The 25,111-nt window shown below is 37.5% G+C and carries 26 protein-coding genes and 1 pseudogene; 23 read left to right on the top strand and 4 right to left on the bottom strand.

Annotated elements, in window-relative coordinates; all coding sequences use genetic code 11:
- The first annotated feature begins 88 nt into the window (after nucleotides 1-88).
- The 4 genes from ACYFX0_RS16470 to ACYFX0_RS16455 all read left to right on the top strand — a co-directional run bounded on the left by ACYFX0_RS16470 (nucleotide 89) and on the right by ACYFX0_RS16455 (nucleotide 5,144).
- Nucleotides 89-1,525 carry a S41 family peptidase gene (locus ACYFX0_RS16470; RefSeq protein WP_000830306.1) on the top strand — a complete coding sequence of 479 codons (1,437 nt, stop codon included), beginning with the start codon at nucleotides 89-91 and terminating at the stop codon, nucleotides 1,523-1,525.
- 91 nt (nucleotides 1,526-1,616) lie between these two features.
- The gene (locus ACYFX0_RS16465; RefSeq protein ID WP_000261257.1) at nucleotides 1,617-2,819 is read left to right on the top strand and encodes a PDZ domain-containing protein; all 1,203 of its coding nucleotides are present in this window, start codon (nucleotides 1,617-1,619) and stop codon (nucleotides 2,817-2,819) included.
- A 226-nt stretch (nucleotides 2,820-3,045) separates the two neighbouring features.
- On the top strand, nucleotides 3,046-4,761 hold the full coding sequence (locus ACYFX0_RS16460) for an ABC transporter ATP-binding protein (RefSeq protein ID WP_000944606.1): 1,716 nt from the start codon (nucleotides 3,046-3,048) through the stop codon (nucleotides 4,759-4,761).
- A gap of 65 nt (nucleotides 4,762-4,826) precedes the next feature.
- Nucleotides 4,827-5,144, top strand: a complete 318-nt coding sequence (locus ACYFX0_RS16455; protein WP_247727651.1) for a YbjQ family protein — start codon at nucleotides 4,827-4,829, stop codon at nucleotides 5,142-5,144.
- A 110-nt stretch (nucleotides 5,145-5,254) separates the two neighbouring features.
- On the opposite strand, the gene ACYFX0_RS16450 is transcribed toward ACYFX0_RS16455, so the two are convergent.
- The 4 genes from ACYFX0_RS16450 to ACYFX0_RS16435 are packed head-to-tail and all read right to left on the bottom strand — an operon-like array spanning nucleotide 5,255 to nucleotide 7,480.
- Entirely contained in the window at nucleotides 5,255-5,614 is a 360-nt protein-coding gene (locus ACYFX0_RS16450) for a hypothetical protein (protein WP_000186323.1), read from the bottom strand.
- 2 nt (nucleotides 5,615-5,616) lie between these two features.
- A complete protein-coding gene (locus ACYFX0_RS16445; RefSeq protein WP_460270964.1) occupies nucleotides 5,617-6,162 on the bottom strand; it encodes a flavodoxin family protein in 546 nt (181 codons plus the stop codon).
- Nucleotides 6,163-6,166: 4 nt separating this feature from the next.
- On the bottom strand, nucleotides 6,167-6,535 hold the full coding sequence (locus tag ACYFX0_RS16440; RefSeq protein WP_247727649.1) for a MerR family transcriptional regulator: 369 nt from the start codon (nucleotides 6,533-6,535) through the stop codon (nucleotides 6,167-6,169).
- A gap of 51 nt (nucleotides 6,536-6,586) precedes the next feature.
- Nucleotides 6,587-7,480, bottom strand: coding sequence for a LysR family transcriptional regulator (locus tag ACYFX0_RS16435; RefSeq protein WP_001099987.1), 894 nt, complete (start codon nucleotides 7,478-7,480; stop codon nucleotides 6,587-6,589).
- 151 nt (nucleotides 7,481-7,631) lie between these two features.
- On the opposite strand from ACYFX0_RS16435, the gene ACYFX0_RS16430 reads away from it, so the two are divergent.
- From ACYFX0_RS16430 to ACYFX0_RS16340, 19 genes and pseudogenes are all read left to right on the top strand, one after another.
- Complete coding sequence (locus ACYFX0_RS16430; RefSeq protein WP_247727648.1) at nucleotides 7,632-8,654, top strand: YeiH family protein; 1,023 nt, start codon at nucleotides 7,632-7,634, stop codon at nucleotides 8,652-8,654.
- Nucleotides 8,655-9,029: 375 nt separating this feature from the next.
- Nucleotides 9,030-9,227: a helix-turn-helix transcriptional regulator gene (locus ACYFX0_RS16425; protein ID WP_000538364.1), complete on the top strand. Its 198-nt coding sequence runs from the start codon at nucleotides 9,030-9,032 to the stop codon at nucleotides 9,225-9,227.
- Between the two features lie 57 nt (nucleotides 9,228-9,284).
- A pseudogene (locus ACYFX0_RS16420) lies at nucleotides 9,285-9,356 on the top strand (ATPase); the annotation flags it as partial.
- A gap of 17 nt (nucleotides 9,357-9,373) precedes the next feature.
- Nucleotides 9,374-9,601, top strand: coding sequence for a hypothetical protein (locus tag ACYFX0_RS16415; RefSeq protein WP_000524123.1), 228 nt, complete (start codon nucleotides 9,374-9,376; stop codon nucleotides 9,599-9,601).
- A 99-nt stretch (nucleotides 9,602-9,700) separates the two neighbouring features.
- The gene (locus ACYFX0_RS16410; protein WP_140159679.1) at nucleotides 9,701-10,462 is read left to right on the top strand and encodes a MerR family transcriptional regulator; all 762 of its coding nucleotides are present in this window, start codon (nucleotides 9,701-9,703) and stop codon (nucleotides 10,460-10,462) included.
- On the top strand, nucleotides 10,459-11,079 hold the full coding sequence (locus ACYFX0_RS16405; protein ID WP_460270959.1) for a hypothetical protein: 621 nt from the start codon (nucleotides 10,459-10,461) through the stop codon (nucleotides 11,077-11,079). Before ACYFX0_RS16410 ends, ACYFX0_RS16405 begins: the two co-directional genes overlap by 4 nt.
- Before the next feature lie 44 nt (nucleotides 11,080-11,123).
- Complete coding sequence (locus ACYFX0_RS16400) at nucleotides 11,124-11,555, top strand: DUF4362 domain-containing protein (RefSeq protein ID WP_000151993.1); 432 nt, start codon at nucleotides 11,124-11,126, stop codon at nucleotides 11,553-11,555.
- A 150-nt stretch (nucleotides 11,556-11,705) separates the two neighbouring features.
- Nucleotides 11,706-13,682: an excinuclease ABC subunit B gene (uvrB, locus tag ACYFX0_RS16395; RefSeq protein ID WP_017763744.1), complete on the top strand. Its 1,977-nt coding sequence runs from the start codon at nucleotides 11,706-11,708 to the stop codon at nucleotides 13,680-13,682.
- A 5-nt stretch (nucleotides 13,683-13,687) separates the two neighbouring features.
- Nucleotides 13,688-16,564, top strand: a complete 2,877-nt coding sequence (uvrA, locus tag ACYFX0_RS16390) for an excinuclease ABC subunit UvrA (protein WP_000045589.1) — start codon at nucleotides 13,688-13,690, stop codon at nucleotides 16,562-16,564.
- 59 nt (nucleotides 16,565-16,623) lie between these two features.
- Nucleotides 16,624-17,076 (top strand): DUF4275 family protein, encoded by a 453-nt coding sequence (locus ACYFX0_RS16385; protein ID WP_000394721.1) that lies wholly within the window; start codon nucleotides 16,624-16,626, stop codon nucleotides 17,074-17,076.
- A gap of 111 nt (nucleotides 17,077-17,187) precedes the next feature.
- Complete coding sequence (locus tag ACYFX0_RS16380; protein WP_460270955.1) at nucleotides 17,188-17,568, top strand: phage holin family protein; 381 nt, start codon at nucleotides 17,188-17,190, stop codon at nucleotides 17,566-17,568.
- 156 nt (nucleotides 17,569-17,724) lie between these two features.
- The gene (gene hprK, locus ACYFX0_RS16375; protein ID WP_001127251.1) at nucleotides 17,725-18,654 is read left to right on the top strand and encodes an HPr(Ser) kinase/phosphatase; all 930 of its coding nucleotides are present in this window, start codon (nucleotides 17,725-17,727) and stop codon (nucleotides 18,652-18,654) included.
- A gap of 24 nt (nucleotides 18,655-18,678) precedes the next feature.
- Nucleotides 18,679-19,491: a prolipoprotein diacylglyceryl transferase gene (gene lgt / locus ACYFX0_RS16370; RefSeq protein ID WP_000924241.1), complete on the top strand. Its 813-nt coding sequence runs from the start codon at nucleotides 18,679-18,681 to the stop codon at nucleotides 19,489-19,491.
- 67 nt (nucleotides 19,492-19,558) lie between these two features.
- Nucleotides 19,559-20,209, top strand: a complete 651-nt coding sequence (gene ppaX / locus ACYFX0_RS16365) for a pyrophosphatase PpaX (protein WP_097980971.1) — start codon at nucleotides 19,559-19,561, stop codon at nucleotides 20,207-20,209.
- Between the two features lie 33 nt (nucleotides 20,210-20,242).
- Entirely contained in the window at nucleotides 20,243-20,755 is a 513-nt protein-coding gene (locus ACYFX0_RS16360; RefSeq protein ID WP_001255086.1) for an acyltransferase, read from the top strand.
- Between the two features lie 139 nt (nucleotides 20,756-20,894).
- Complete coding sequence (locus ACYFX0_RS16355) at nucleotides 20,895-22,406, top strand: tetratricopeptide repeat protein (protein ID WP_000517718.1); 1,512 nt, start codon at nucleotides 20,895-20,897, stop codon at nucleotides 22,404-22,406.
- Between the two features lie 85 nt (nucleotides 22,407-22,491).
- Nucleotides 22,492-23,448 (top strand): thioredoxin-disulfide reductase, encoded by a 957-nt coding sequence (trxB, locus tag ACYFX0_RS16350; protein ID WP_001288077.1) that lies wholly within the window; start codon nucleotides 22,492-22,494, stop codon nucleotides 23,446-23,448.
- Nucleotides 23,449-23,613: 165 nt separating this feature from the next.
- Nucleotides 23,614-24,420 (top strand): DUF368 domain-containing protein, encoded by an 807-nt coding sequence (locus tag ACYFX0_RS16345; protein ID WP_000455196.1) that lies wholly within the window; start codon nucleotides 23,614-23,616, stop codon nucleotides 24,418-24,420.
- Between the two features lie 229 nt (nucleotides 24,421-24,649).
- Nucleotides 24,650-25,108: an NUDIX hydrolase gene (locus ACYFX0_RS16340; RefSeq protein WP_001190080.1), complete on the top strand. Its 459-nt coding sequence runs from the start codon at nucleotides 24,650-24,652 to the stop codon at nucleotides 25,106-25,108.
- The last annotated feature ends 3 nt before the right edge of the window (nucleotides 25,109-25,111 follow it).

The raw sequence follows: 25,111 nt of genomic DNA, 5'->3' as shown, positions 1-25,111 counted from the left end.
TCATATAGTAGAAATAGGTAAAGGCATCACACACTGTGTGATGCCTTTTGCTACACCACCTGTGTGTTTTGGAAAGGGGAATTCCGCATTGAAACGTAGAGTTGCAATTATTGGAATGGTTGTTGCATTTTTAATTGGTGCTGGCGGAATGTTTGCAGGCATGTCTGTATTTGGGGTTAACCCAGCAGAAGTAACGCAAACAATTTCGAGTGGGAATGCTAGCACTGCGCAAGGGAATTTGGCAAAAATTAATGAGGCGTATGCACTAATTGATTCACGTTATGTGGAAGACGTGAAAGATGAAAAGTTAGTTGAAGGTGCAATACAAGGCATGTTGTCTACGCTGAAGGACCCTTATTCCACGTATATGGATAAAGAAACAGCCAAACAGTTTAGTGAATCGCTTGATCCTGAATTAGAGGGGATTGGGGCTGAGGTGAACAAAACGGACGATAAGCTTATTATCGTATCGCCAATTAAAGGTTCACCAGCAGAAAAGATAGGAATTAAACCGAATGACCAAATTTTATCTGTAGATGGAAACAGTGTGAAAGACTTATCACGTGAAGAAGCAGTATTAAAGATCCGTGGTAAAAAAGGAACGACTGTCGCAATTGAAATTAAACGTGCGGGAGTAACTGATCCGATTGTATTTAAAATTAAGCGTGAAAAAATTCCGATCTTTACAGTGTTTAGTTCTGTGAAGCAAGAGAGCGGAAGAGATATCGGTTATATGCAAATCACTTCTTTTGCTGAAAATACAGCGAAGGAATTTAAGGATCAGTTAAAAGAGTTAGAGAAGAAAAATATAAAAGGCTTAGTTATTGACGTGCGTGGTAATCCTGGTGGCTATTTAAATAGTGTAGAAGATATACTGGGAGAAATTATGACGAATAAAAAGCCGATGCTACAAGTAGAGCAGCGAAATGGTGAGAAGAAGAAATTCTCTACGGAACTGAAAGAGAGAAAACCATATCCAATTTCAGTATTAATTGATAATGGAAGTGCTTCTGCTTCAGAGATTTTAGCTGGTGCACTGAAAGAAGGAGAAGGATACGATTTAATTGGTGAAAAGACATTTGGTAAAGGTACTGTCCAGCAAGCTGTTCCATTTAAAGACGGCAGCAACATTAAATTAACGATGTTTAAATGGTTAACACCGGATGGGAACTGGATTCATAAAAAAGGAATCGCGCCAACAGTAGAAGTGAAGCAACCAAATTATTATCATGCGACACCAATTCAAATTGAAAAAACACTTTCATACAATTCAAATGATGTACAAGTAAAACATGCTCAAGAAATGCTTAAGAGCTTAGGATATGTACCAGGTCGTGAAGATGGATACTTTAGTAAAGAGACAGAATCAGCGCTGAAAGCATTCCAAAATGCGAATGAAATGGAAGCGACAGGACAGCTTGATAAAAAGACAGCTGAAGCGATTCAAACTAAAATTATCGAAAAAATCCGTTCTGGAGAAAATGATCTACAATTACAGTCAGCATTAAAATTAATGGCAAAATAAGAAGAAATACAGGCAGTTTGCTGCCTGTATTTTTTTGTGTTAAACAAACGTTTGTTTAGTTATGATAATATAAAAAGAAAGAATGATATAAATGGTGGTGAATGAGTTCGTGGAGTCGTGGATTTTTGAAATAATGCGGGCAGTTGGACGTTTTTTCTTACACCCTGCTGTCTATATATTTGTAATAAGTAGTATCTTCGTTGGATACTTACGTATGTTAAGAGAACGAAAAGATTTTTCTTTTAAAGTTTATGATATTTGGTTTGAACTGCGAACCTCTCTATTTGCAGGGATTGGATACGGATTAGTAGTATCTATTATTACGATTGGGCTTGGACTTGTTGTTTCTAAAGCAAGCTTATGGGCCATTTTAATTTGGACATTACTATTTGGATTAACGGCTATGTATCGATATTTATCAGCGGCTTATACATTTAGCATTGCGATTGTATGTGTTCTATTATCTTCTAAGCTACCAGTTTCCTTCTTACAGCTTCGAGAAGGTGAAGAGAATACCATTGTATCCCTTGCTATTTTGCTAGGCGTTATGCTTATTGTAGAAGGCTTATTGATTTCTAAAAACGCAGTAGGATATTCTACACCGAAGATTAGGAAGGGGAAGCGTGGATTAAAGATTGGTTTACACGAATCAAAGCGTTTATGGATCGTTCCTATTTTTATTCTTGTACCGGGTGATGCGGTAACGCAGTTTATTTCATGGTGGCCTGTCGTTTCAATAGGTTCAAATACATATTCTCTATTTCTCGTTCCATTTTTAATTGGATTTATGAGAAAGATTAAAAGTTATGAGCCGACGGAAGCTTTATTATTTACAGGAAGACGTGTTTATGGGTTAGCAGGACTTGTGCTCGTTTTAGGAATCGCAAGTTACTGGTGGCATGTACTTGCAATTATCGCGATGGGAGTCGCAATGCTTGGGCGTTTCACAATTTCGATGCAAGAGAAAATTACTGATGAAACAAGACCAGCGTATTTTGCTGCACGCAATGATGGGCTCGTTGTACTAGATACAATCCCAAATACAATTGGAGCAGAGCTAAAATTACTACCTGGAGAAATTATTACGAAAGTAAATGGAGTCATTCCAAAAAGCGCCGAGGAATTTTATGATGCGCTTCAAACGAAGACGACAGGAGCATTTTGTAAATTAGAAGTATTAGATACAAATGGTGAGCTTCGTCTTGCACAAACTGCATTATATGCTGGTGGACATCACGAATTAGGTATTGTATTCGTTGAGCAGGAGCATGAGTGGGATTCGGAAGCGATGTAATAGAAGGAATGGTATCACCTTGTGGTGGTACCTTTTTTTGTTTTGGGGGAGGGTAGTTAGTAAATGAAATTTATATCGGCGATTATTTGAATCTATCGACTCTCTGGAAAAAATGACAAATACCAAAAATCTTATTTTTAGTTTCATAGACGGATAACTTGAATAATTATTTGATAATGGTTATCATTTAGAGAGTCTTTTTAATTTTGGAAAATGGAGGTAAGATATGCTGCGTAAATTTTTTTCTTACTATAAACCGTATAAAGGTTTATTTATACTCGACTTTTCTTGTGCGGTTGTCGCAGGATTACTAGAACTTGGCTTCCCGCTTATCGTAAATCAATTTATTGATAAGTTATTGCCAGGACAAAACTGGACGCTTATTTTATGGGCTTGTTTCGGTTTACTTGCAGTGTATATATTAAATGCAGGCTTACAATATGTTGTTACATATTGGGGACATATGCTTGGTGTTAACATTGAAACGGATATGAGGCAGAAATTATTTGATCATATTCAAAAGCTATCATTTAGATTTTTTGACAATAATAAAACAGGTCATTTAATTTCACGTCTTACAAACGACTTAATGGAAATTGGGGAAATTGCTCACCATGGACCAGAAGATTTATTTATCGCTATTATGACTTTAGTTGGGGCATTTTCATTTATGATGATGATCAACTGGAAGTTAGCGCTATTAACGTTCTTCGTCATTCCATTCTTATTATGGTTAGCACTTTACTTCAACAAAAAAATGACAGGTACATTTAGACGTTTATTCTCAGACGTTGCTGATTTCAATGCATGTATTGAGAATAATGTTGGTGGTATTCGCGTAGTACAAGCATTCGGAAATGAAAAGTTTGAGAAAGAGCAATTTGCTGTTAACAACGCTCGTTTCCGCACAACGAAATTAATGGCGTATAAAATTATGGCATTAAATTCATCGATTAGTTATATGCTCATGCGTCTCGTAACACTCTTCGTCTTAATATGCGGTACATGGTTTGTTCTGCAAGGTGAATTAACGTACGGTGGATTTATTGGATTCGTTCTATTAACGAATATTTTCTTCCGCCCAATTGAAAAAATTAATGCGGTAATCGAAAGCTATCCGAAAGGGATCGCTGGTTTTAAGAGATATGTAGAGCTTCTTGAAACAGAGCCAGATATTGTAGACTCTAAAGGTGCGATGGAAGTTAAACATGTACATGGTGATATTCAATATAACAACATTACGTTCGGATATGAAAATAAAGAACCGATTTTAAATGACATTAGTTTGAACATACATGCAGGTGAAACGGTTGCGTTCGTTGGACCATCAGGAGCTGGAAAAACAACGTTATGTAGTTTACTCCCACGTTTTTATGAACAATCGTCTGGTTCAATCCAAATTGATGGTATTGATACGAAAGATATGACATTATCTTCACTTCGTAAACAAATTGGAATTGTGCAGCAAGATGTGTTCTTATTCTCAGGAACGATTCGTGAAAATATTGCTTACGGAAATTTAAAGGCGTCAGAAGCTGAAATTTGGCAGGCGGTAAAACGTGCGCAGTTAGAAGACTTAATTTACTCACAACCAGACGGTTTAGATACCGTTATCGGTGAGCGTGGTGTGAAACTTTCTGGTGGACAGAAACAGCGTCTAGCGATTGCTCGTATGTTCTTGAAAAACCCACCAATTTTAATATTAGATGAAGCGACTTCTGCATTAGATACAGAGACGGAACTAGCGATTCAAAAATCGCTTGCAGAACTATCTGTCGGCCGTACAACATTAGTTATCGCTCACAGGCTTGCAACGATTAAAAATGCAGATCGTATCGTCGTTGTAAATAAAGATGGTATTGCAGAACAAGGTTCGCATGAGGAACTAATTGAGCAAGGCGGAGGATACAGCCGATTATACGAAGCTCAGTTCAGTTCATAAATATAATTTCTGCTGAATTAGTGCACCATAAGTAAGTGAAAATCTTATATGGGAGGCTATAAAGCATGATTGTAACAACAACGTCTACAATTCAAGGAAAAGAAATTATTGAGTACATCGATATCGTCAATGGAGAAGCGATTATGGGCGCGAATATCGTTCGTGACCTTTTCGCTTCTGTTCGTGACGTTGTCGGCGGCCGCGCGGGTGCTTATGAAAGTAAATTAAAAGAAGCGCGCGACATCGCAATGGAAGAAATGAAAACTTTCGCAAGACAAAAAAATGCGAATGCAATTGTTGGTATCGACGTGGATTACGAAGTAGTTCGCGAAGGAATGCTAATGGTTGCTGTGAGCGGGACTGCTGTCCGTATAGAAAAGTGAAAAAGCCGTGCTGATGCACGGTTTTTTCACTTTTATTAATGCTATTCTGTGTCGAAATTCCAATATTTCTTGGGAAATGCGGAAGGCCTTGTCGATATATAGGGAAGACATTAGAGCGCTTCTTTACATTTTCGGATTTGAACTAATAATGTTTCGTATTCTTGTTCGAGAGATGTGATGTCATCGTGATGATTTGGTATGGAAATTCGGCCGATGATTTCTGTTAATTTTGTTTGTAATCGTAATAACTCTTGTTCAGTAACGTTTACAGAATCCCCGGTTGTTCTTTTTGTGTATTGCTCGTAATTACCATGGAATATTCTTGGTTCACTCTCATCTACTTGTAGAATATGGTCTGCAACAGAGCGAATAAAGGCACGGTCATGGCTAATGAAAAGTATTGTGCCAGGGTATTCTTGTAACATAATTTCTAATTCTTCTTGCGTTGCTAAGTCTAAATAGTTTGTCAAACTTATTTCTGTTCGCTATTTTTGAATTTATTATTATACAATTGTGCTTTTGCCAGCGCCTCAGCATCGTTTTGGGTTTCATCTAGTCCATTCGCATCCCCAATAATATATCCTTCAAATGATGAACCAACAAAATCAAAGATGTATTGAAACTGAGCGATAAGCGGCAATGCTTTCAGTTTAGGATTGTCCCCGCCAACGATGACAACATACATTTTTTTGCCTTTCATTTTTTTTTTGAAATGAAGAGATGTATCGCGCAAGCTTTGTGACCAACGATCGACGAAGTTTTTCATATGTCCGCTCATTCCGTACCAGTATAGCGGTGTAGCAAAGATAATTGTGTCGTGCTCTAGCATGCGTTTCGTTAACTGCTCATAGTCATCATTTACAGGTTGGAATCCTTCTGCATCATGACGTTGGTCTGTAATAGGATAGACGGTATGATCACGCAAGTAAATTTGTTCTGTTTCAATGCCCTCTATCATCATATGTGTTAAAGCTTCTGTATTTCCGTTTTGTCTTGAACTGCCATGTATAACAAACATGTAATCATCCCTTTTCTTTTGCTTGTTTTAGGAGTGAAACGTGTTTTTGCAAATTCGTTTGGATGTTGGAAAGCAATGTGATTTGCTTTGTTACTTCATTGAGTTTATCTTCGTAAAGCGTAAGGATACTGCTACACGGATTGTCGTACAGGTGCGGTTCAATTTGAAGGCAGCGTAGCATCCTTGCCGTCTCTTCTAAATTTAAGCCGATTTGTAAGTACATTTGAATAAGCTCCACTTTTTCGATGGCACTTTCATTAAAATCACGGTAGCCATTTGCGAGGCGCTTAGAAGGGAGTAGTCCCTTTTCTTCGTAATGTCTTATTGATCTTTCGCTAACGCCAGTTTCTTTTGATAATTCTCCAATTCGCAATGTGTTTCACTCCTTTTACATGTATTGTAAACCTTCACACTAATGTGAAGGTCAACTCTGTTTTTTCGCAAAAGAATCTACATGATTTAAGAACACTTGAATGGCTTTAGATGGAATGAAATATTTGCCGCGTACGATGGAGAATGGACGGATGAGTTGTTCATTTGGAACTTCGACGTGGAATAGTTCTTTTGCTAGTAGCTCTTTCCGTACAGTCCAATCAGAAAGTATAGCGATGCCAAGCCCGGCACTAACAGCTTCCTTTACGCTTTGGATACTACTGAATGTAAAAAATCGTTTCATTTTTAAATGGTGTTGATGAATAAAGCGATCACTATAAGCGCGTGTACCAGAACCACTTTCTCTTAATACCCATACTTGATCTTGGAGTGTGCTTTCATTTATTTCATTTGTGCGGAGCAATGGATGATTTGGTGGGACGACGAGCTTCATTTCATCTTGCATAAATGTTTCAACGTCAACGTCAGCGTATACGACTTGCCCTTCCACTAAGCCGATATCAATTTGATTAGAACGAAGGCTCTGCAAAACGTCTTCTGTATTTGAGATGAAAGTATGAACTTCGACGTGTGGGTTTTCATTCGCATAGTTAGCCAATATTTTTGGAAGTAAGTATTCACCAATTGTAAAACTAGCACCAATGCGAAGTGTTCCTGTTACAACGTTATGTAGTTCGTTAATTTCTTGTTTAGCATCTTCGTAAAGAGAGAGCATTTGCTTTGCATGTATATATAATATGTTTCCTGCTTCCGTAACTTGGACGTGTTTCGGGGAGCGTTGAATAAGCGTAGTGCCAAATTCGTTTTCTAAGTTGCGTATATGCATACTTACGCCAGGCTGTGAAAGGTTTAATAATTCTGCTGCACGGGAGAAGTGTTTCTGTTCAACGACAGTAACAAAAATTTTTAAAATGTCTACGTTCATATAATCTGCTCCTTTCTTTTTCTATCATCTTATCATAAGTATTTCTGATGATAGAGATTTGGTATTGATATTAAACTTATTATAGAAACTCTCTTATAATGTAAGTAGAAAGAACATGCATGTTCCAATACGATTATTGGGGTGGTACAAGGTGGAACAAACACTTGTTATACAAAAGAAGAAGGGCTTTGGATTTTCGCAAGGAATTGGGATTACATTATTAATCGCAATTGCCGCGAAGTATTTAGCAGAGCTTCCATTTTTAAATATTATGGGACAATTAGTAATTGCTATTCTAATTGGGATGATTTGGCGCGCTGCAATTGGAGTTCCTCACGATGCGATTGCAGGAACGAACTTTGCGAGTAAGAAGTTGCTGCGCTTTGGAATCATCTTACTTGGAATGCGATTAAATCTTGTTGATATTGCGAAGGCGGGACCGAAAGTATTGGTCATCGCGGCGGTTGTTATTACATTTACTATTTTTGTTGTATACGGATTAACGAAAGTATTTAAAGTAGAAAAGAAACTTGGAATTTTAACTGCATGCGGTACGGCAATTTGCGGCGCAGCCGCGGTCGTGGCAATTGCACCGCAAGTGAAAGCAAAAGATGACGAAACGGCAGTTGGAGCAGCAATCATCGCAATTTTAGGTACTATATTTACGCTTATTTATACGTTATTATATCCAGTGCTTGGTTTATCTCCGTACGGTTACGGTGTATTCTCAGGTGCGACGCTTCACGAAATCGCTCATGTCATCGCAGCTGCGGCGCCAGGAGGAAGCACGGCTGTAGATATCGCAGTTATCGTGAAATTAACGCGCGTTGCAATGCTTGTGCCAGTAGCGATTTTAATCGGATTATGGTTTGGTAAGAGCGAGGGAAGCAAGGAAAAAAGATCGTGGCGCGACCTTCCAATTCCGTGGTTCATCTTCGGGTTTTTAGCAATGAGTGCAGTGCATTCGCTCGGGATTATTCCAGAAGTAGTTGCGGGATATATTGTTGTCATTGCTTATATGCTAATCGCAATGGCGATGGCAGGGCTCGGTTTAAATGTAGAGTTTAAAACATTCCGTAAATTAGGAAGTAAAGCATTCGTGGCAGGGCTGATTGGCTCGATTTGCTTATCGGTTCTTGGATACGTTCTTGTATATGCGTTAGGATTTATGTAGTAGAGGAGAAAGCTGTTCCTGAAGGTATTTGGGGACAGCTTTTTTTTATGATTATAGTAGCGCTACGGATGTCGATATTTGTCGGTAAGTCGATATATTTGAAAAATCGCCGATATAAATGGAGTTGCGCTGATATATTTGGGAAATCGCCGATATAATTTAAGTTGCGCTGATATATTTGGGAAATCGCCGATATAATTTAAGTTGCGCTGATATATTTGGGAAATCGCTGATATAAATTGAATTACTCTTGTACTTCGTTAGAGTAGATGTTCAGTGAAACGTTTTTCTAAAATTTGTAAAGATATCTTTGCTTAAAACTGGAAAATATTTATAATTTAAGTAAAGATATCTTTACTTTTGAAGGTGGAGCCTATGGGTGTGAAAAATAAAATAAAAGAGTTAAGAAAGCAAAATCATATAACGCAAGTTGAAATGGCAAAGGCGATGCAGGTGACGCGGCAGACGATAGTGGCGATTGAAAATCATCATTACAATCCGAGTCTAGAGTTATCCTTAAAAATCGCCAAGTATTTTGGAGTGAAGGTGGAGGAAATCTTTACGCTGGAGTAAGGGGGAAAGAAAATAAATGATAAGTTTGAGAGATTTCAATTAGATTAAACGTTTAAATATATAAGGATTGGTTTTGGTTTATTAATAAGTATCGCATCAACGAGCGTGTTAGCAACAAGGAATAGATAGAAAAAAGGGGAACTGGGATGGGATTACCGGTATTATGTGTCGCTACGGCTATTTTTGCTTTGTTTTGGGGAATGCAGAACTTCTCTCGTAATCCAGTGCCAAGTATTTGTATTATGCTCGGTACTGTCGGTTTATCATATTATTTATTAGTTTCAGCTCATTATCATAAAACAGCAACGAGTGTTGTTGTTGGAGCACTTATTTTATTTTGTGGGCGCGCCATACAAAAGGGGTTATTTCCATAAAAGCTGTTTATACACTTTGTATAAACAGCTTTTTGTATTTTTTTACAAATTACTTGAAAGTTACGTAACGTCATCTTTTATAATGAAGGGGAAGAGGTGATGGTAGTGATTTCAATACAAGAATTGACGAGAGAAACAGGGGTTACAGTACGTACATTACGTTATTACGATCAAATAGATTTGTTAAAGCCGAGCGGGAAAACAGAAGGTGGGCATCGTTTATATAGTGAAGTTGACGTAATAAGGCTGCAACAAATTTTATTTTTAAAGGAAATGGGATTTTCATTAAAAGAGGCTGCGAATATGTTAGTAAAAGGTGAGCTTAACTTAAAGGATTCTCTTGAAAAACAACTTCGGTTTGTACAGGAAGAACAAAAGAAATTTAATCGAATGGAGCGTGTTTTACAAGCTGTTGTTTATTCGGTAGATGTGGAGGGAGATCTTGATTGGAAAGTTATGTTTGAACTTATTCAGCTTTCGAAACAGTCTCCTCGTATACGTGAAATATTCCAAAATGAAGTGTTTTCAAAGGAAGAACAAAAGTTGCTTCACAATTTGCCGAATATGAGTGAAGAAGATCCGAATGTTTTAGAATGGGTAGATTTATTAAAGCGATTCCGTACTTTTATGAAGGAAGGTAAAGAAGCTGCTAATGATGAGGTACAAGGGGCAACGAAAAAATTAATGCAGAAGTGTTTAGAAATGGCTAATGGTGACGAAGCATTTTTAGATAAGTTATGGGAAGTTAGAAAATCGAAGGAAGATTCACAGAAAATGAGCATGTATCCAATTGAAGAAGAACTTTTAATATATATGGATGAAGCTTTTCGTATTTATGATGAAAAGGAGAAGGATAAATGAGTATACTCGCAGAATATCGTTGGTATTTTTTAATTGGGGCAGAAATTGTATTTTGGTTATCAGCTATCGGTTTCTTTTTACTCCGTTACGGATTCCGTTTGAAAAAGGCGAGCTTTATTATGGGGATTGTACTCCTCATAAATGAAGTGTTTATTTTAACATTAGGGGTAGTGGACTATTATCAAACAGGAAAGTTCTCTAATTTTCAAATCATTACTGTAATTATTTTATTGTATGCAGTTTTCTACGGGAAAAAGGATTTGAAGAAGCTGGATATATTTGCGCAAAAGCTAGTTGCGAAATGGCGTAATGAACCAGCGCCAATTATGGAAGAGCACGTAGAATTAACAGGTATGGCCTATGCGAAGCAGGAAATAAAAAATTGGGTATTACATCTTGTTTTATTCGTTGGTGTGCACATATTCTTTTTCTTTGCGTATGGATTTATTTCGTTTGAACAATGGGGTAATTGGTTAGAATCGGGAATCGTTTTAAATAAAGCTGCAAGTCGCGTGAGCCAAGTGTGGGCAATTATATTTTTAGTTGATACAGCGATTTCATTTTCATATGTGATTTTTCCGAAGAAGGAGAAAGGAAAAGAAAAGCTACTTTCATAGTTGAAAGTAGCTTTTGGGTATACAAATAATTTTTATAGGAGAGGATGACAATAGGAAAAAGAATCAGTTTTATATGTCTATTTCTCTTTAGTTTAGTAGCATGTGCACCATCTAACACTACAATTAACAAGAAGAATGATGTCATTGTAAAGGGAACCAGGATTTCCAATCTAGATAAATTCGAGCAGTTCGTTTGGAATGTGGAACAAGGGAAAGTTGATGAAATAAGAATTGTACAGTATACCGATGAAGGTGACCCGGTTTTTCAAACGTTAGAGCATAGTGGGAAAGATATCCTTTATGTGTTAGATAGTAGACAAGACAAATTTGCTGGTGAGGATAAAAGGTTATATAAAGATAGCTGTAAAAGGATTGTTAAAGAGCAGCGTGAATCGCAAACGGCTTATAGGTTAATAGACTGTGTGAATGAAAATGGGCGCAATGGATATGACTTAGTATATGTACCTAAAAAATAGAGTTAGTAGAGGAAGGAAGTATTTACTCCTTCCTTTTTCTATGTGTATATTGTCGAAAACTTTACCGAATATCTGTTCGTTTTTTTAGGTTTTTTATAGGTATTCGTGGTAAAATAATAATACAGATTTTTATGAGGAGGTCGGATTTTCTTGGAACGTCAATTTGAAATTGTCTCAGCGTATTCCCCGCAAGGTGATCAGCCGGTAGCTATAGAGAAGCTTGTAGAGGGAATTAATAGTGGAAAGAAAAAGCAAGTGTTGCTTGGAGCGACAGGAACGGGTAAGACATTTACGATTTCAAATGTCATTAAAGAAGTGCAAAAGCCAACACTTGTCATGGCTCACAATAAAACATTAGCAGGTCAGTTATATAGTGAGCTAAAAGACTTTTTCCCGAATAATGCAGTTGAATATTTTGTTAGTTATTACGATTATTATCAGCCAGAAGCGTATGTACCACAAACAGATACGTTTATTGAAAAGGACGCGCAGATTAATGATGAAATTGATAAATTGCGTCACTCGGCAACGTCTGCATTATTTGAACGGGACGATGTAATTATCGTTGCGAGTGTATCGTGTATATATGGTTTAGGTTCTCCTGAAGAATACCGCGAGTTAGTTGTGTCACTTCGAGTTGGTATGGAGAAGGACCGCAATCAATTGCTTCGTGAACTTGTTGATGTACAGTATGGACGTAATGATATTGATTTCAAGCGTGGTACATTCCGTGTGCGCGGAGATGTAGTTGAAATCTTCCCAGCATCACTTGATGAGCATTGTATTCGGATTGAATTTTTCGGCGATGAAATTGATCGTATTCGTGAAGTAAATGCGTTAACAGGTGAAGTATTAGCAGAACGTGATCATGTAGCAATCTTCCCAGCATCTCACTTCGTTACACGTGAAGAGAAAATGAAGGTCGCTATTGAAAATATCGAAAAAGAATTAGAAGAGCGTTTAAAGGAATTAAATGATAACGGTAAGTTGCTAGAAGCACAGCGTATAGAGCAACGTACACGTTATGATTTAGAAATGATGCGCGAGATGGGCTTTTGTTCAGGGATTGAAAACTATTCCCGTCATTTAACACTTCGTCCAGCGGGTGCAACGCCGTATACGTTATTAGATTATTTCCCGAAAGATTTCTTAATTGTTATGGATGAGTCGCACGTATCAGTGCCACAAGTAAGAGCGATGTATAACGGGGACCAAGCACGTAAGCAAGTGCTTGTGGATCATGGATTCCGTCTGCCGTCAGCTTTAGATAATAGACCGCTCATGTTTGATGAGTTTGAGGAGAAAACAAATCAAGTTATTTACGTTTCGGCGACGCCAGGACCGTATGAGTTAGAGCAGTCACCAGAAGTAATAGAACAAATTATTCGTCCAACAGGGCTTTTAGATCCACCAATCGATATACGACCTATTGAAGGTCAAATTGACGATCTATTAGGAGAAATTCAAGATCGTATTGCAAAAAATGAACGTGTACTAATTACGACTTTAACGAAGAAAATGTCAGAGGATTTAACGGATTACTTAAAAGATGTAGGAATTAAAGTGAACTATCTTCACTCTGAAATTAAAACGTTAGAACGTATTGAAATTATCCGTGACCTTCGCCTTGGTAAGTTTGATGTACTTGTCGGTATTAACTTATTACGAGAAGGATTAGATATTCCAGAAGTATCACTTGTAGCGATTTTAGATGCTGATAAGGAAGGGTTCTTGCGTTCAGAACGTTCGTTAATTCAAACGATTGGTCGTGCGGCGCGTAATGAAAACGGCCGCGTTATTATGTACGCAGATCGCATAACGAGATCGATGGGAATTGCAATTGAAGAAACGCAGCGTCGTCGTACTATACAAGAAGCTTACAATGAAGAGCATGGTATCACGCCGAAAACGATTCAAAAAGGTGTTCGTGATGTAATCCGTGCAACGACAGCGGCTGAAGAGACAGAAACATACGAAGCAACTCCTGCTAAGAAAATGACGAAAAAAGAGCGCGAAAAGACAATTGCGAAGATGGAAGCAGAGATGAAAGAAGCAGCAAAAGCGTTAGACTTCGAGCGTGCAGCTGAACTAAGAGATTTACTATTAGAATTAAAAGCGGAAGGGTGAAAAGAGTGAGTAAGAGCAAGGATTTTATCGTTGTAAAAGGTGCTAGAGCACATAACTTAAAAAATATTGATGTAACCATTCCGAGAAATCAGCTTGTCGTTGTAACGGGATTGTCTGGTTCGGGGAAATCATCATTAGCATTTGATACGATTTATGCAGAAGGGCAGCGCAGATATGTAGAATCGTTATCTGCGTATGCGCGCCAGTTTTTAGGACAAATGGATAAGCCGGATGTAGATACGATTGAAGGATTGTCACCGGCGATTTCAATCGATCAAAAAACGACGAGTCGTAATCCACGTTCAACTGTCGGAACAGTGACGGAGATTTATGATTATTTACGTTTATTATTTGCACGAATTGGTACGCCAATTTGTCCGAATCATGGGATTGAAATTACATCACAAACAGTCGAGCAGATGGTAGACCGTGTTCTTGAATATCCTGAGCGTACGAAATTGCAAGTGTTAGCGCCTATCGTGTCTGGGCGTAAAGGAGCGCATGTGAAAGTACTTGAAGATATTAAGAAGCAAGGGTATGTTCGTGTACGTGTTGATGGTGAAATGCTTGATGTGTCTGAAGAGATTACGTTAGATAAAAATAAGAAGCATTCCATTGAAGTTGTAATTGACCGTATTGTTGTAAAAGAAGGAATCGCAAGCCGTCTTGCTGATTCACTTGAAAGTGCATTAAAGCTTGGCGGAGGCCGAGTGTTAATCGATGTAATGGGAGAAGAGGAACTTCTATTTAGTGAACATCATGCTTGTCCGCATTGTGGTTTTTCAATCGGAGAATTAGAGCCGCGTATGTTCTCATTCAACAGTCCATTCGGAGCATGTCCTTCTTGTGATGGACTTGGTTCAAAGCTAGAGGTAGATTTAGAACTTGTTATTCCGAACTGGGATTTATCATTAAATGAACATGCGATTGCTCCATGGGAACCGACAAGCTCACAATATTACCCACAGCTTTTACAATCTGTATGTAATCATTACGGCGTTGATATGGATGTGCCTGTGAAAGATATACCGAAAGATTTATTTGATAAAGTGTTGTACGGAAGCGGTGAAGAGAAAGTTTATTTCCGCTATGTAAATGAATTTGGTCAAGTAAAGGAAAATGAGATTTTATTTGAAGGTGTTATTCCAAATATCGAACGTCGTTATCGTGAAACGAGTTCTGATTATGTCCGTGAGCAAATGGAAAAGTATATGGCAGAGCAAGCTTGTCCGAAGTGTAAAGGTGGACGCTTAAAGCCTGAGAGTTTAGCTGTTTTCGTTGGTGATAAAACGATTGCTGATGTAACGAAGTATTCTGTTCAAGAAGTACAGGAATTCTTCTCGAATGTGGAGCTAACGGAGAAACAACAAAAAATTGCTCATTTAATTTTAAGAGAAATCCAAGAGCGCGTTGGGTTCTTAGTGAACGTCGGTTTAGATTATTTAACGTTAAGTCGTGCCGCAGGAACTTTATCAGGTGGTGAGGCGCAGCGTATTCGTTTAGCGACGCAAATTGGTTCTCGTCTTACTGGCGTACTTTACATTCTTGATGAGCCTTCTATCGGTTTACATCAGCGCGATAACGATCGTCTTATTCGTACGTTGCAAGAAATGCGCGATTTAGGTAATACATTAATCGTTGTTGAGCATGATGAAGATACAATGATGGCTGCTGATTATTTACTTGATATCGGACCGGGTGCAGGTATTCACGGTGGGCAAGTTGTATCGGCAGGGACACCAGCTGAAGTGATGCAAGATGATAATTCGTTAACAGGAAAATATTTAAGTGGTAAAGAGTTTATTCCAGTTCCACTTGAAAGACGTAAAGGTGACGGACGTAAAGTGGAGATTGTCGGTGCAAAAGAGAATAACTTAAAGAATGCAAAAATGTCATTCCCGCTTGGTACGTTTGTAGCGGTAACAGGTGTATCTGGATCAGGTAAAAGTACGATGATTAATGAAGTACTATATAAATCGTTAGCGCAAAAGTTATATAAAGCGAAAGCGAAGCCAGGTACTCATAAAGAGATTAAAGGTCTTGAACATTTAGATAAAGTAATTGATATTGATCAATCGCCAATTGGTCGTACACCACGTTCTAATCCAGCGACGTACACAGGTGTATTCGATGATATTCGTGATGTGTTTGCACAAACGAACGAAGCTAAAGTGCGCGGATATCAAAAAGGACGTTTCAGCTTTAACGTAAAAGGTGGCCGTTGTGAAGCGTGCCGTGGAGATGGAATTATTAAAATCGAAATGCATTTCTTACCAGATGTGTATGTTCCGTGTGAAGTTTGTCACGGTAAACGATATAATCGTGAAACGTTAGAAGTGAAATATAAAGATAAGAATATTTCTGAAGTGTTAGGGATGACAATTGAAGATGGAGTAGAATTCTTCGCCAATATTCCTAAAATTAAGCGTAAACTTCAAACGCTTGTAGATGTTGGGCTTGGTTATATGAAATTAGGTCAACCAGCAACAACATTATCTGGTGGGGAAGCACAGCGTGTGAAATTAGCTTCTGAATTACACCGTCGTTCTACAGGTCGTACGTTATATATTTTAGATGAGCCAACGACTGGTTTACATGCGCATGATATTGCACGTCTTCTAGAAGTGCTGCAACGTCTTGTTGAGAGTGGTGAGACGGTACTTGTAATTGAACATAATTTAGATGTGATTAAAACAGCTGATTATATCGTTGACCTTGGACCAGAAGGCGGGGACAAAGGTGGACAAATCGTCGCTTCGGGAACGCCAGAGCAAGTAGTAAAAGAAGAGCGCTCGTATACTGGTAAGTATTTAAAAGAGATTTTAAATCGTGATAAAGCAAGAATGAAAGAGAAAATAAAAGAAGTAGAGTTATCGCAATAAGTTTATTGATGAAAACCGAGTGGAAATGACGCTCGGTTTTTATTGTATAGGGGGAGATGATGGAGTTTTTAGATGTGTTGCGAAAGAAGAATATGAAGGTAAGAAAGTTCCAAAAGTGGGGTGTATATTTTCGGAAGCGCTGGGAGAATAACTTTGCAAACCATTTAAGTGATGAAGAAAAAGAAGACATTTTCTTTTACGGAGATAAGTATGTATGTGGATATCTTTGGCACATATTTAGTTATGAGAAAAAGAAGTGCTTAGAAGGAATAGAAGCAGAGAGCGCGTTTCATAATGAAGTGAAAAAGGAGTGCTACATTTTCTACCAACACTGTGATGAGGTACTATTAATAAAGGATGCGAGTTTATTACATATGGATGATACATTGTGTGAGACAGATGATGCGTATAAAGGTGATATCTATATTGTAGATAAAGATTTCACTTGGACTTTTGTAAAAACTCATGAACATAGATGGTGTGGTCCCTATTTCACAAAGAAATGTTGGTAGGTATACAAGCGTGAAGAGTAGAATAAGTTGGTATAAGTATTTGTATGATACTTGCGTTTATTGTCTATTAGCGTATGATGAAATATATATGTTAAAAGGATGTGTAAGAAAATGAGATGGATTGTATCACTTCTTGTAAATAGCGTTGTGTTAATCGCTGTATCGGGACTTTTAAAAGGGATTGCACCAGACGCGTTTTACGTAGCGAATATACAAACTGCAATTATTGCGAGTATTATTTTGGCTATTTTAAATGTGTTCGTAAAGCCGTTTTTAATTTTAATTACGCTACCAATTACTGTTGTAACTTTCGGCTTCTTCTTAATTGTTATTAATGCGATTACGTTAAAAATAGCAGATTCATTATTAGGAGATGCTTTTAATATATCAGGATTTGGTGTAGCGATTGTTGCGGCAATTTGTATTTCAATTTTTAATATGATTATTGAAAAGGTAATTGTGGAACCTCTATATGAAAAAAAGAGAAAATGACAAAAAGAAAAACATTTCATTATTCGTATGAAATGTTTTTTTCTATTTATCAGAAACCGTATTTCTTGTTTCCAGAAAAAAATGGTACAATATCCGGTAGAATGGAATTTTACATCAAACGAGACTGAACCCGCAGCGGAGTGGAGGTTTATACATATGCCAAAAGTAAGGACAAAAGATTTAATTGAACAATTTCAATTGGAGTTAATAAGTGGTGAGGAAGGAATTCATCGTCCGATTGATACAAGTGATTTATCACGACCTGGAATTGAAATGGCAGGATTCTTTACATATTATCCAGCTGATCGCGTGCAGCTTCTTGGAAAAACGGAGCTTACGTTCTTTGATACGTTAACGACAGAACAAAAACAAGAGAGAATGAAAGCGCTTTGTACCGAGGAGACGCCATGTATTATTATAACTCGTAATCAAGATGTACCAGATGAGTTATTACAAGCATCACGTGAATCAGGCATGCCTTTATTACGTTCTTCTCAAACGACAACGAGATTATCAAGTCGTTTAACCAATTATTTAGAAGGTAAGCTAGCACCAACAACTGCTGTTCATGGTGTATTAGTGGATATTTACGGTGTTGGTGTTTTAATTACAGGTCAAAGTGGTGTTGGTAAAAGTGAGACAGCTCTTGAACTTGTGAAGCGTGGCCATCGCCTTGTTGCGGATGATAGTGTAGAAATTCGCCAAGAAGATGAAGACACATTAGTAGGAAGCTCACCAGATTTAATTGAGCATTTATTAGAAATTCGTGGTCTAGGTATCATTAACGTTATGACGTTATTCGGTGCAGGGGCAGTGCGAAATTATAAGCGTATTACACTTGTTATTAATCTTGAAATTTGGGATCAAAAGAAAAATTATGATCGCTTAGGTCTTGATGAAGAGAAGATGAAAATTATTGATACAGAACTTACGAAGATTACACTTCCAGTTCGTCCTGGTCGAAACTTGGCTGTTATTATTGAAGTAGCAGCGATGAACTTCCGTTTAAAACGTATGGGAGTCAATGCAGCACAGCAGTTCTCAGAACGATTAATGAGTGCGATTGAGTTAGGGAATCAGGAGTAAACATTGGAGAGGGAGGTCATACATATGCTGTTAGGTTCTGTACCGCAGCTTGACCGCGTAGCTGTCCAACTTGGGCCGTTTCCTGTTTATTGGTACGGGATTATTATCGGTACAGGTGTGCTATTAGGTCTTTGGCTAGCAACTCGCGAGGGAGAAAGGCTAGGTATTCCAAAAGATACATTTGTTGACCTTGTATTAATTGCAGTACCGATCGCTATTCTATTTGCGAGAATGTATTATGTTATTTTTGAATGGGAATATTACGCGCAAAACCCGAGTCAAATTATTAATATTCGTCAAGGTGGCTTGGCGATTCATGGTGGTTTAATCGGAGCGGTTATTACCGGAATTCTTTTTGCAAAGCGACGCGGGGTTTCATTCTGGAAGTTGGCGGATATTGCTGCGCCAAGTATTTTACTAGGACAAGCAATTGGCCGATGGGGAAACTTTATGAACCAAGAGGCACATGGTGATGAAGTAACGAGACAGTTTTTAGAAGGTCTTCATTTACCAGATTTCATTATTAATCAAATGTATATTGAGGGTGTGTACTATCATCCGACGTTTTTATATGAATCATTATGGAATTTTGTAGGTGTAATTTTACTACTTGCATTAAGAAAAGTGAATTTACGCCGCGGGGAATTATTCTTCACATATTTAATTTGGTATTCAGTAGGACGCTTCTTCGTAGAAGGCTTACGTACAGATAGTTTAATGCTAGGACCACTTCGTATTGCACAAGTAATGTCAATTGGACTTGTTGTTATTTCTATTATTTTCATTATTGTGAGACGAAAAATGGGGCAAGCTGATAAAAGATATTCGGAAAATTAGAGAAAAGTAGCATCTTATTGTAAGATGCTGCTTCTTTCATATTCAGGAAAGTGAAAGGACTAAGGCAATGAGAATAAATACAGTGTTATTTGATTTAGATGGAACTTTAATTAATACAAACGAACTTATTATTTCTTCTTTTTTACATACTTTAAATACATATTATCCAAATCAATATAAGCGTGAAGATGTGTTGCCATTTATCGGTCCATCTTTGCATGATACTTTCAGCAAGATTGATGAAAGTAAGGTTGAAGAGATGATTACAAGCTATCGCGAATTTAACCATGATCATCATGATGAATTAGTAGAAGAATATGAAACTGTATATGAAACAGTTCGAGAGTTGAAGAAGCAAGGTTATAAAGTTGGTATTGTTACAACGAAAGCGAGACAAACCGTTGAGATGGGATTACAGTTGTCAAAGCTTGATGAATTTTTTGATGTTGTCGTGACAATTGATGATGTAGAGCATGTGAAACCACATCCAGAGCCACTTCAAAAAGCGCTTGAATTATTAGATGCAAAACCAGAAGAGGCATTGATGGTTGGGGATAATCATCATGATATTGTCGGTGGTCAAAATGCGGGGACGAAAACAGCTGCGGTTTCATGGACGTTGAAAGGTAGAGCGTATTTAGAAGCTTACAAGCCGGACTTTATGCTAAATAAAATGAGTGATTTGCTACCGATTTTGTCTAATATGAACCGTTCATAAAGGTCCAAGTAAGTTAGTAGAGGAGCGAGCTAAGTGCGACGGACAACGCGCTATCCTGTTTCAGGAGGAAATTCATTATGGAATGTGTATAAAACAGTGTCTTTTTGGAAGGTAATGAAAAACTTTATTATTATCCAAATTGCGCGTTACACGCCATTTTTATCTGTGAAGAATTGGTTGTACCGTACTTTTTTACGGATGAAAGTAGGAAAGAAAACATCATTTGCACTTATGGTAATGCCGGATATTATGTTCCCAGAAAAGATAACTGTGGGAGAGAATTCGATTATTGGTTATAACACAACGCTTTTAGCACATGAATATTTAATTCGTGAATATCGACTTGGGGAAATCATCATTGGAAATGAAGTGATGATTGGAGCGAATGTAACAATATTACCAGGTGTGAAAATTGGAGATGGTGCGACTGTCTCAGCTGGCACACTTGTTCATAGAGATGTACCGAGCGGAGCTTTCGTAGGTGGAAATCCAATGCGTATTATTTATACGAAAGAGCAAATGACCGCAAGAGAAGGTTCATGGTGAAAATGTAACATTTCTCTTCTTTTTTTATGAATAAAAAGGAAATAATTGAGTAGAATATACTGTTTTGTTTTTTACGGAATCGTTTATACTTATAGATAGAAGAATGTGTGAACGAAGAAAACAAAAAACTGGAGGATATATGGGGAAAAATCAAAGAATATATAAGGAGAACGGACAAGTTATCTCTTTTAATCAGCTAGCGGACTTCTTTTATAAAAAAGGGATGAGAGCTTACAAAGGGCAAAAATTGCAAGATGCAATTAAATATTTTCGAAGAGCGGCACAAAGTGAGAAGGAGCCGTTTATTTTATGTCAATTAGCATCAGTATTATCTGAGGCTGGTGAATATCAAGAATCGAATCAAATCTTCTTAAAGTTAGTTAGATCTAATCCAGAACTTGAACAGTGCTATTATTTTATTGCAAATAATTATGCATATATGGGGTTATTTCAACAGGCGAAGAAATATGCGGATCGCTATTTAGAATTTGCAAAAGAGAAGGAATTCGTAGAAGATACATTAGAACTTCTTGAGATTATGGAAGAAGAAGCAATGGGTGCGGAAGAGATTGAAGATGAAGATGATTTAATTGTTATGCAGGAAGAAGCGAATCGTTATATTCGTAATGGACAATTGGAAGAAGCAATTGCTACATTAGAAATTGTTACGAAAGATTATCCGGAATTTTGGTCAGGTCATAATAATTTAGCCATTGCACATTTTCAATCTGGCAATGTAGACAAGGCACTGAAGTTAACAGAAATGATTTTAGAGAAAAATCCTGGTAATATACATGCGCTTTGTAATACGCTTATTTTTCTATATTCAATTGGAGAGCATAAACAAGTAGAAGCGTTAGCGGGACAGCTAGTTTCAGTATATCCGATTTCATTTGAACATCGTTTGAAACTGGGAACCACACTTGCAACGATTGGTTATTTCGAGCATGCATATAAATGGTTCAAATTATTAAAGCGTCAAGGATACGAGGGAGACGTTAGTTTTTATTATTGGTTTGCATATTCTGCTTATATGGTGAAAGATCAGCAACTAGCTGAAAAAATGTGGCAACATGTCGTGGAATTGCACCCTGATAAAAAAGGAAAAGAGCCCTGGAATGCGCTGAATTTAGCAGATGAAGGACAAAGTTTGCTATTTGAAGAATTACGAAAATCATTTCAGCAAAGTGCGACGTTAGAAGAACAAATGCTGGCTTTATATTTAATGAATGAATTGTCAACGCCGGAGAAGGTTGGATTCTTCTTTGATATAACGCAAGCGAAGAACGGTGTTCCCATCGTATCACAACTTGCAAATTACTTCTTTTTACTTAATAGTCATAAGAGTATTCCAGCTGATTTACAACAATTTGAGCAGTGCGTACGAATCGCGGATGCATTATACAATTATACGAAAAAAGATGATGAATTAATTGAAGAGTGTTTACACTTTTGGTTTTGTACGTTCATACGTTTATATACATCTGGAGATATATTTACAAATGTGTACGGCTGGTCAGCTGCGATTGAATACATTGTACGCGGCGAACAAGGAAATAAAATGACACAGTCGGAGCTTGGAGATGTATATAATGTATCTGTAGCGACTGTCCGAAAGTATGTGCAAGCTGTTAAGCGTACGCACACATAAGATAAGCAAATCATTGGGAAAAAAATGATGCTAACAGTATAATGAGGGTAACTTAATTGTGTAGGAATGGATAGGAGTGAATAGTGTGTCAGAAGAAAAAATTTATGATGTCGTTATTATTGGTGCAGGACCAGCTGGTATGACAGCTGCAGTATATACATCTCGTGCAAATTTAAGCACATTAATGCTTGAGCGTGGTATTCCAGGTGGCCAAATGGCAAACACAGAAGATGTAGAAAACTACCCAGGTTATGAGTCTATTTTAGGACCAGACTTATCAAATAAAATGTTTGAGCATGCGAAGAAATTTGGTGCTGAATATGCATACGGTGATGTGAAAGAAGTCATCGATGGTAAAGAATACAAAACAATTATTGCTGGTAAAAAAGAATATAAAGCACGTGCAATTATCGTTGCAAGCGGTGCAGAGTATAAAAAAATTGGTGTACCGGGTGAAACAGAACTTGGCGGCCGTGGTGTATCATATTGTGCAGTATGTGACGGGGCATTCTTTAAAGAAAAAGAACTTATCGTAATTGGCGGCGGAGATTCTGCTGTTGAAGAGGGTGTATTCTTAACGCGCTTTGCATCAAAAGTAACGATTGTTCACCGTCGTGACACGCTTCGTGCACAGAAAATTTTACAAGACCGTGCTTTCCAAAATGAAAAAGTAGATTTCATTTGGAACCATACTATAAAAGAAATCAACGAAGCAAGTGGTAAAGTAGGAAGTGTAACACTTGTCGACGTAAACAGTGGAGAAGAGAAAGAAGTCAAAACTGACGGCGTATTCGTATACATCGGTATGTTACCATTATCAAAACCATTTGTTGAACTAGGTATTACAAATGAAAATGGTTACCTTGAAACGAACGAACGTATGGAAACGAAAATTCCTGGTATTTTTGCAGCTGGTGATGTTCGTGAAAAAATGCTTCGTCAAATTGTAACTGCAACAGGTGACGGTAGTATTGCAGCACAAAGTGCTCAACATTACGTAGAAGAATTATTAGAGGAATTAAAAACTGTATCAGAAAAATAAGGGATAATATACCTTGTGAGAAGAAAGCTACCGACAGGAGCTTTCTTCTTTTTTTGTTTGAAAATGTCAAAGTTTTGTCAAAAAATATTAGGATTATAAGCTTTCTTATTGATATACTGGACTTTACGGAAAAAATCACTATAAGAAATGAGGAATTTATTCAGTATGGAATGGCGTAATATATATCGTGGATTTTGTATGGGCGTTAGTGATTTAATTCCTGGTGTGAGCGGCGGTACAATCGCTGTTGTGTTAGGGATTTATGAACAATTGCTTGCGGCAATTAGTGGATTCTTTAGTCGTGAATGGAAAAAACATTTAGGATTTTTAATTCCCCTTGCAGCTGGTGTGGCAGCAGCATTTTTAACGTTAAGTCACGTTATTAAATATTTACTTGCAAATCATTATGAACCGACTCAATTTTTCTTCCTCGGTTTAATTATTAGTATATTACCGATGTTAATGAGAGAAGCTGATGCAAAGTCATCGTTTAAAGGTAAGCACATTGTTTTATTAATAGTTGCAGCAATTCTTGTTGCGATTACAGCTTTCTTTAAACCAGATAAGGCAGCAGATCCAATTACGACGTTAACAATTTTAAATGCAATTGGTTTATTTTTCGCAGGATGGATGGCTAGTATGGCCATGCTGCTTCCTGGGATTAGTGGATCGTTTATTTTATTAATTATTGGTGTGTATCCAACAGCAATTAACGCTTTAACTACACTTAATTTACCTTTAATCGTGGTTATCGGTGCTGGTGTTATGGTCGGATTTGTTGTAAGTAGTAAAGGCATTAGTTTTTTATTAGATCGTTATAAAAGTATGACATTTGCGGCAATTATTGGACTTGTAATCGGTTCGATTGTAATTGTGTTCCCTGGGATTCCGACTGGCGGATTTTCAATTATAAGTTCGATTATTACCTTTATTTTAGGATTTGCGATTGTTACTTATTTCGGTAAGAAATAAAGGCTTTAATCCCCTTGGCGATAAAAATCGTTAAGGGGATTTTTTATGCTATTCATTGAAAGTCTAAGCATTTACATCGCTTGTTATAGAAAGCTTTTTTAAAATTGTTGAGTAGCATATGCTTAACGAAAGAGGACTGGCTCCTTCGTTGTAGCAAACTGTTTTTGATAGTATAATGAAAGAAGTATGCAGTGAGGAATTTTACTGCAAGTAGCTGAGGTGAAGAAACATGCAAAGAGTGACAAACTGTGTGTTAATTAGAGATAATGAAGTACTCTTACTCCAAAAACCTCGCCGAAATTGGTGGGTTGCACCAGGCGGGAAAATGGAGCGTGGTGAGACTGTAAGAGATTCCGTTGTTCGCGAGTATCGTGAAGAAACAGGTATTTATTTGAAAAACCCAGCGTTAAAGGGGGTCTTCACCTTTGTCATCCAAGAAGGTGATAAAGTTGTTTCTGAATGGATGATGTTCTCCTTTTTAGCGACAGATTTTGCAGGAGAAAACAAACTAGAGAGCGAAGAAGGCATCATTGGTTGGCATACATTTGACAAAATTGATGATTTAGCAATGGCGCCAGGAGATTATCACATTATTGATTACTTAATTAAAGGAAATGGCATAATCTACGGTACATTTGTATATACCCCAGATTTTGAGTTGCTTTCATATCGATTAGATCCGAGTTAAACC

The organism is Bacillus sp. NEAU-Y102, assembly GCF_054788175.1.
This window is presented reverse-complemented; position numbering and strand designations above follow the sequence as displayed.

Coding starts and splice junctions, on each gene's coding strand:
- ACYFX0_RS16465 (WP_000261257.1), top strand. CDS start 1,617: ATGGTGGTGAATGAGTTCGTGGAGTCGTGGATTTTTGAAATAATGCGG.
- ACYFX0_RS16460 (WP_000944606.1), top strand. CDS start 3,046: ATGCTGCGTAAATTTTTTTCTTACTATAAACCGTATAAAGGTTTATTT.
- ACYFX0_RS16455 (WP_247727651.1), top strand. CDS start 4,827: ATGATTGTAACAACAACGTCTACAATTCAAGGAAAAGAAATTATTGAG.
- ACYFX0_RS16445 (WP_460270964.1), bottom strand. CDS start 6,162: ATGTTTGTTATACATGGCAGTTCAAGACAAAACGGAAATACAGAAGCT.
- ACYFX0_RS16435 (WP_001099987.1), bottom strand. CDS start 7,480: ATGAACGTAGACATTTTAAAAATTTTTGTTACTGTCGTTGAACAGAAA.
- ACYFX0_RS16425 (WP_000538364.1), top strand. CDS start 9,030: ATGGGTGTGAAAAATAAAATAAAAGAGTTAAGAAAGCAAAATCATATA.
- ACYFX0_RS16415 (WP_000524123.1), top strand. CDS start 9,374: ATGGGATTACCGGTATTATGTGTCGCTACGGCTATTTTTGCTTTGTTT.
- ACYFX0_RS16410 (WP_140159679.1), top strand. CDS start 9,701: ATGGTAGTGATTTCAATACAAGAATTGACGAGAGAAACAGGGGTTACA.
- ACYFX0_RS16405 (WP_460270959.1), top strand. CDS start 10,459: ATGAGTATACTCGCAGAATATCGTTGGTATTTTTTAATTGGGGCAGAA.
- ACYFX0_RS16400 (WP_000151993.1), top strand. CDS start 11,124: ATGACAATAGGAAAAAGAATCAGTTTTATATGTCTATTTCTCTTTAGT.
- ACYFX0_RS16385 (WP_000394721.1), top strand. CDS start 16,624: ATGGAGTTTTTAGATGTGTTGCGAAAGAAGAATATGAAGGTAAGAAAG.
- ACYFX0_RS16380 (WP_460270955.1), top strand. CDS start 17,188: ATGAGATGGATTGTATCACTTCTTGTAAATAGCGTTGTGTTAATCGCT.
- hprK (WP_001127251.1), top strand. CDS start 17,725: ATGCCAAAAGTAAGGACAAAAGATTTAATTGAACAATTTCAATTGGAG.
- lgt (WP_000924241.1), top strand. CDS start 18,679: ATGCTGTTAGGTTCTGTACCGCAGCTTGACCGCGTAGCTGTCCAACTT.
- ppaX (WP_097980971.1), top strand. CDS start 19,559: ATGAGAATAAATACAGTGTTATTTGATTTAGATGGAACTTTAATTAAT.
- ACYFX0_RS16355 (WP_000517718.1), top strand. CDS start 20,895: ATGGGGAAAAATCAAAGAATATATAAGGAGAACGGACAAGTTATCTCT.
- ACYFX0_RS16345 (WP_000455196.1), top strand. CDS start 23,614: ATGGAATGGCGTAATATATATCGTGGATTTTGTATGGGCGTTAGTGAT.
- ACYFX0_RS16340 (WP_001190080.1), top strand. CDS start 24,650: ATGCAAAGAGTGACAAACTGTGTGTTAATTAGAGATAATGAAGTACTC.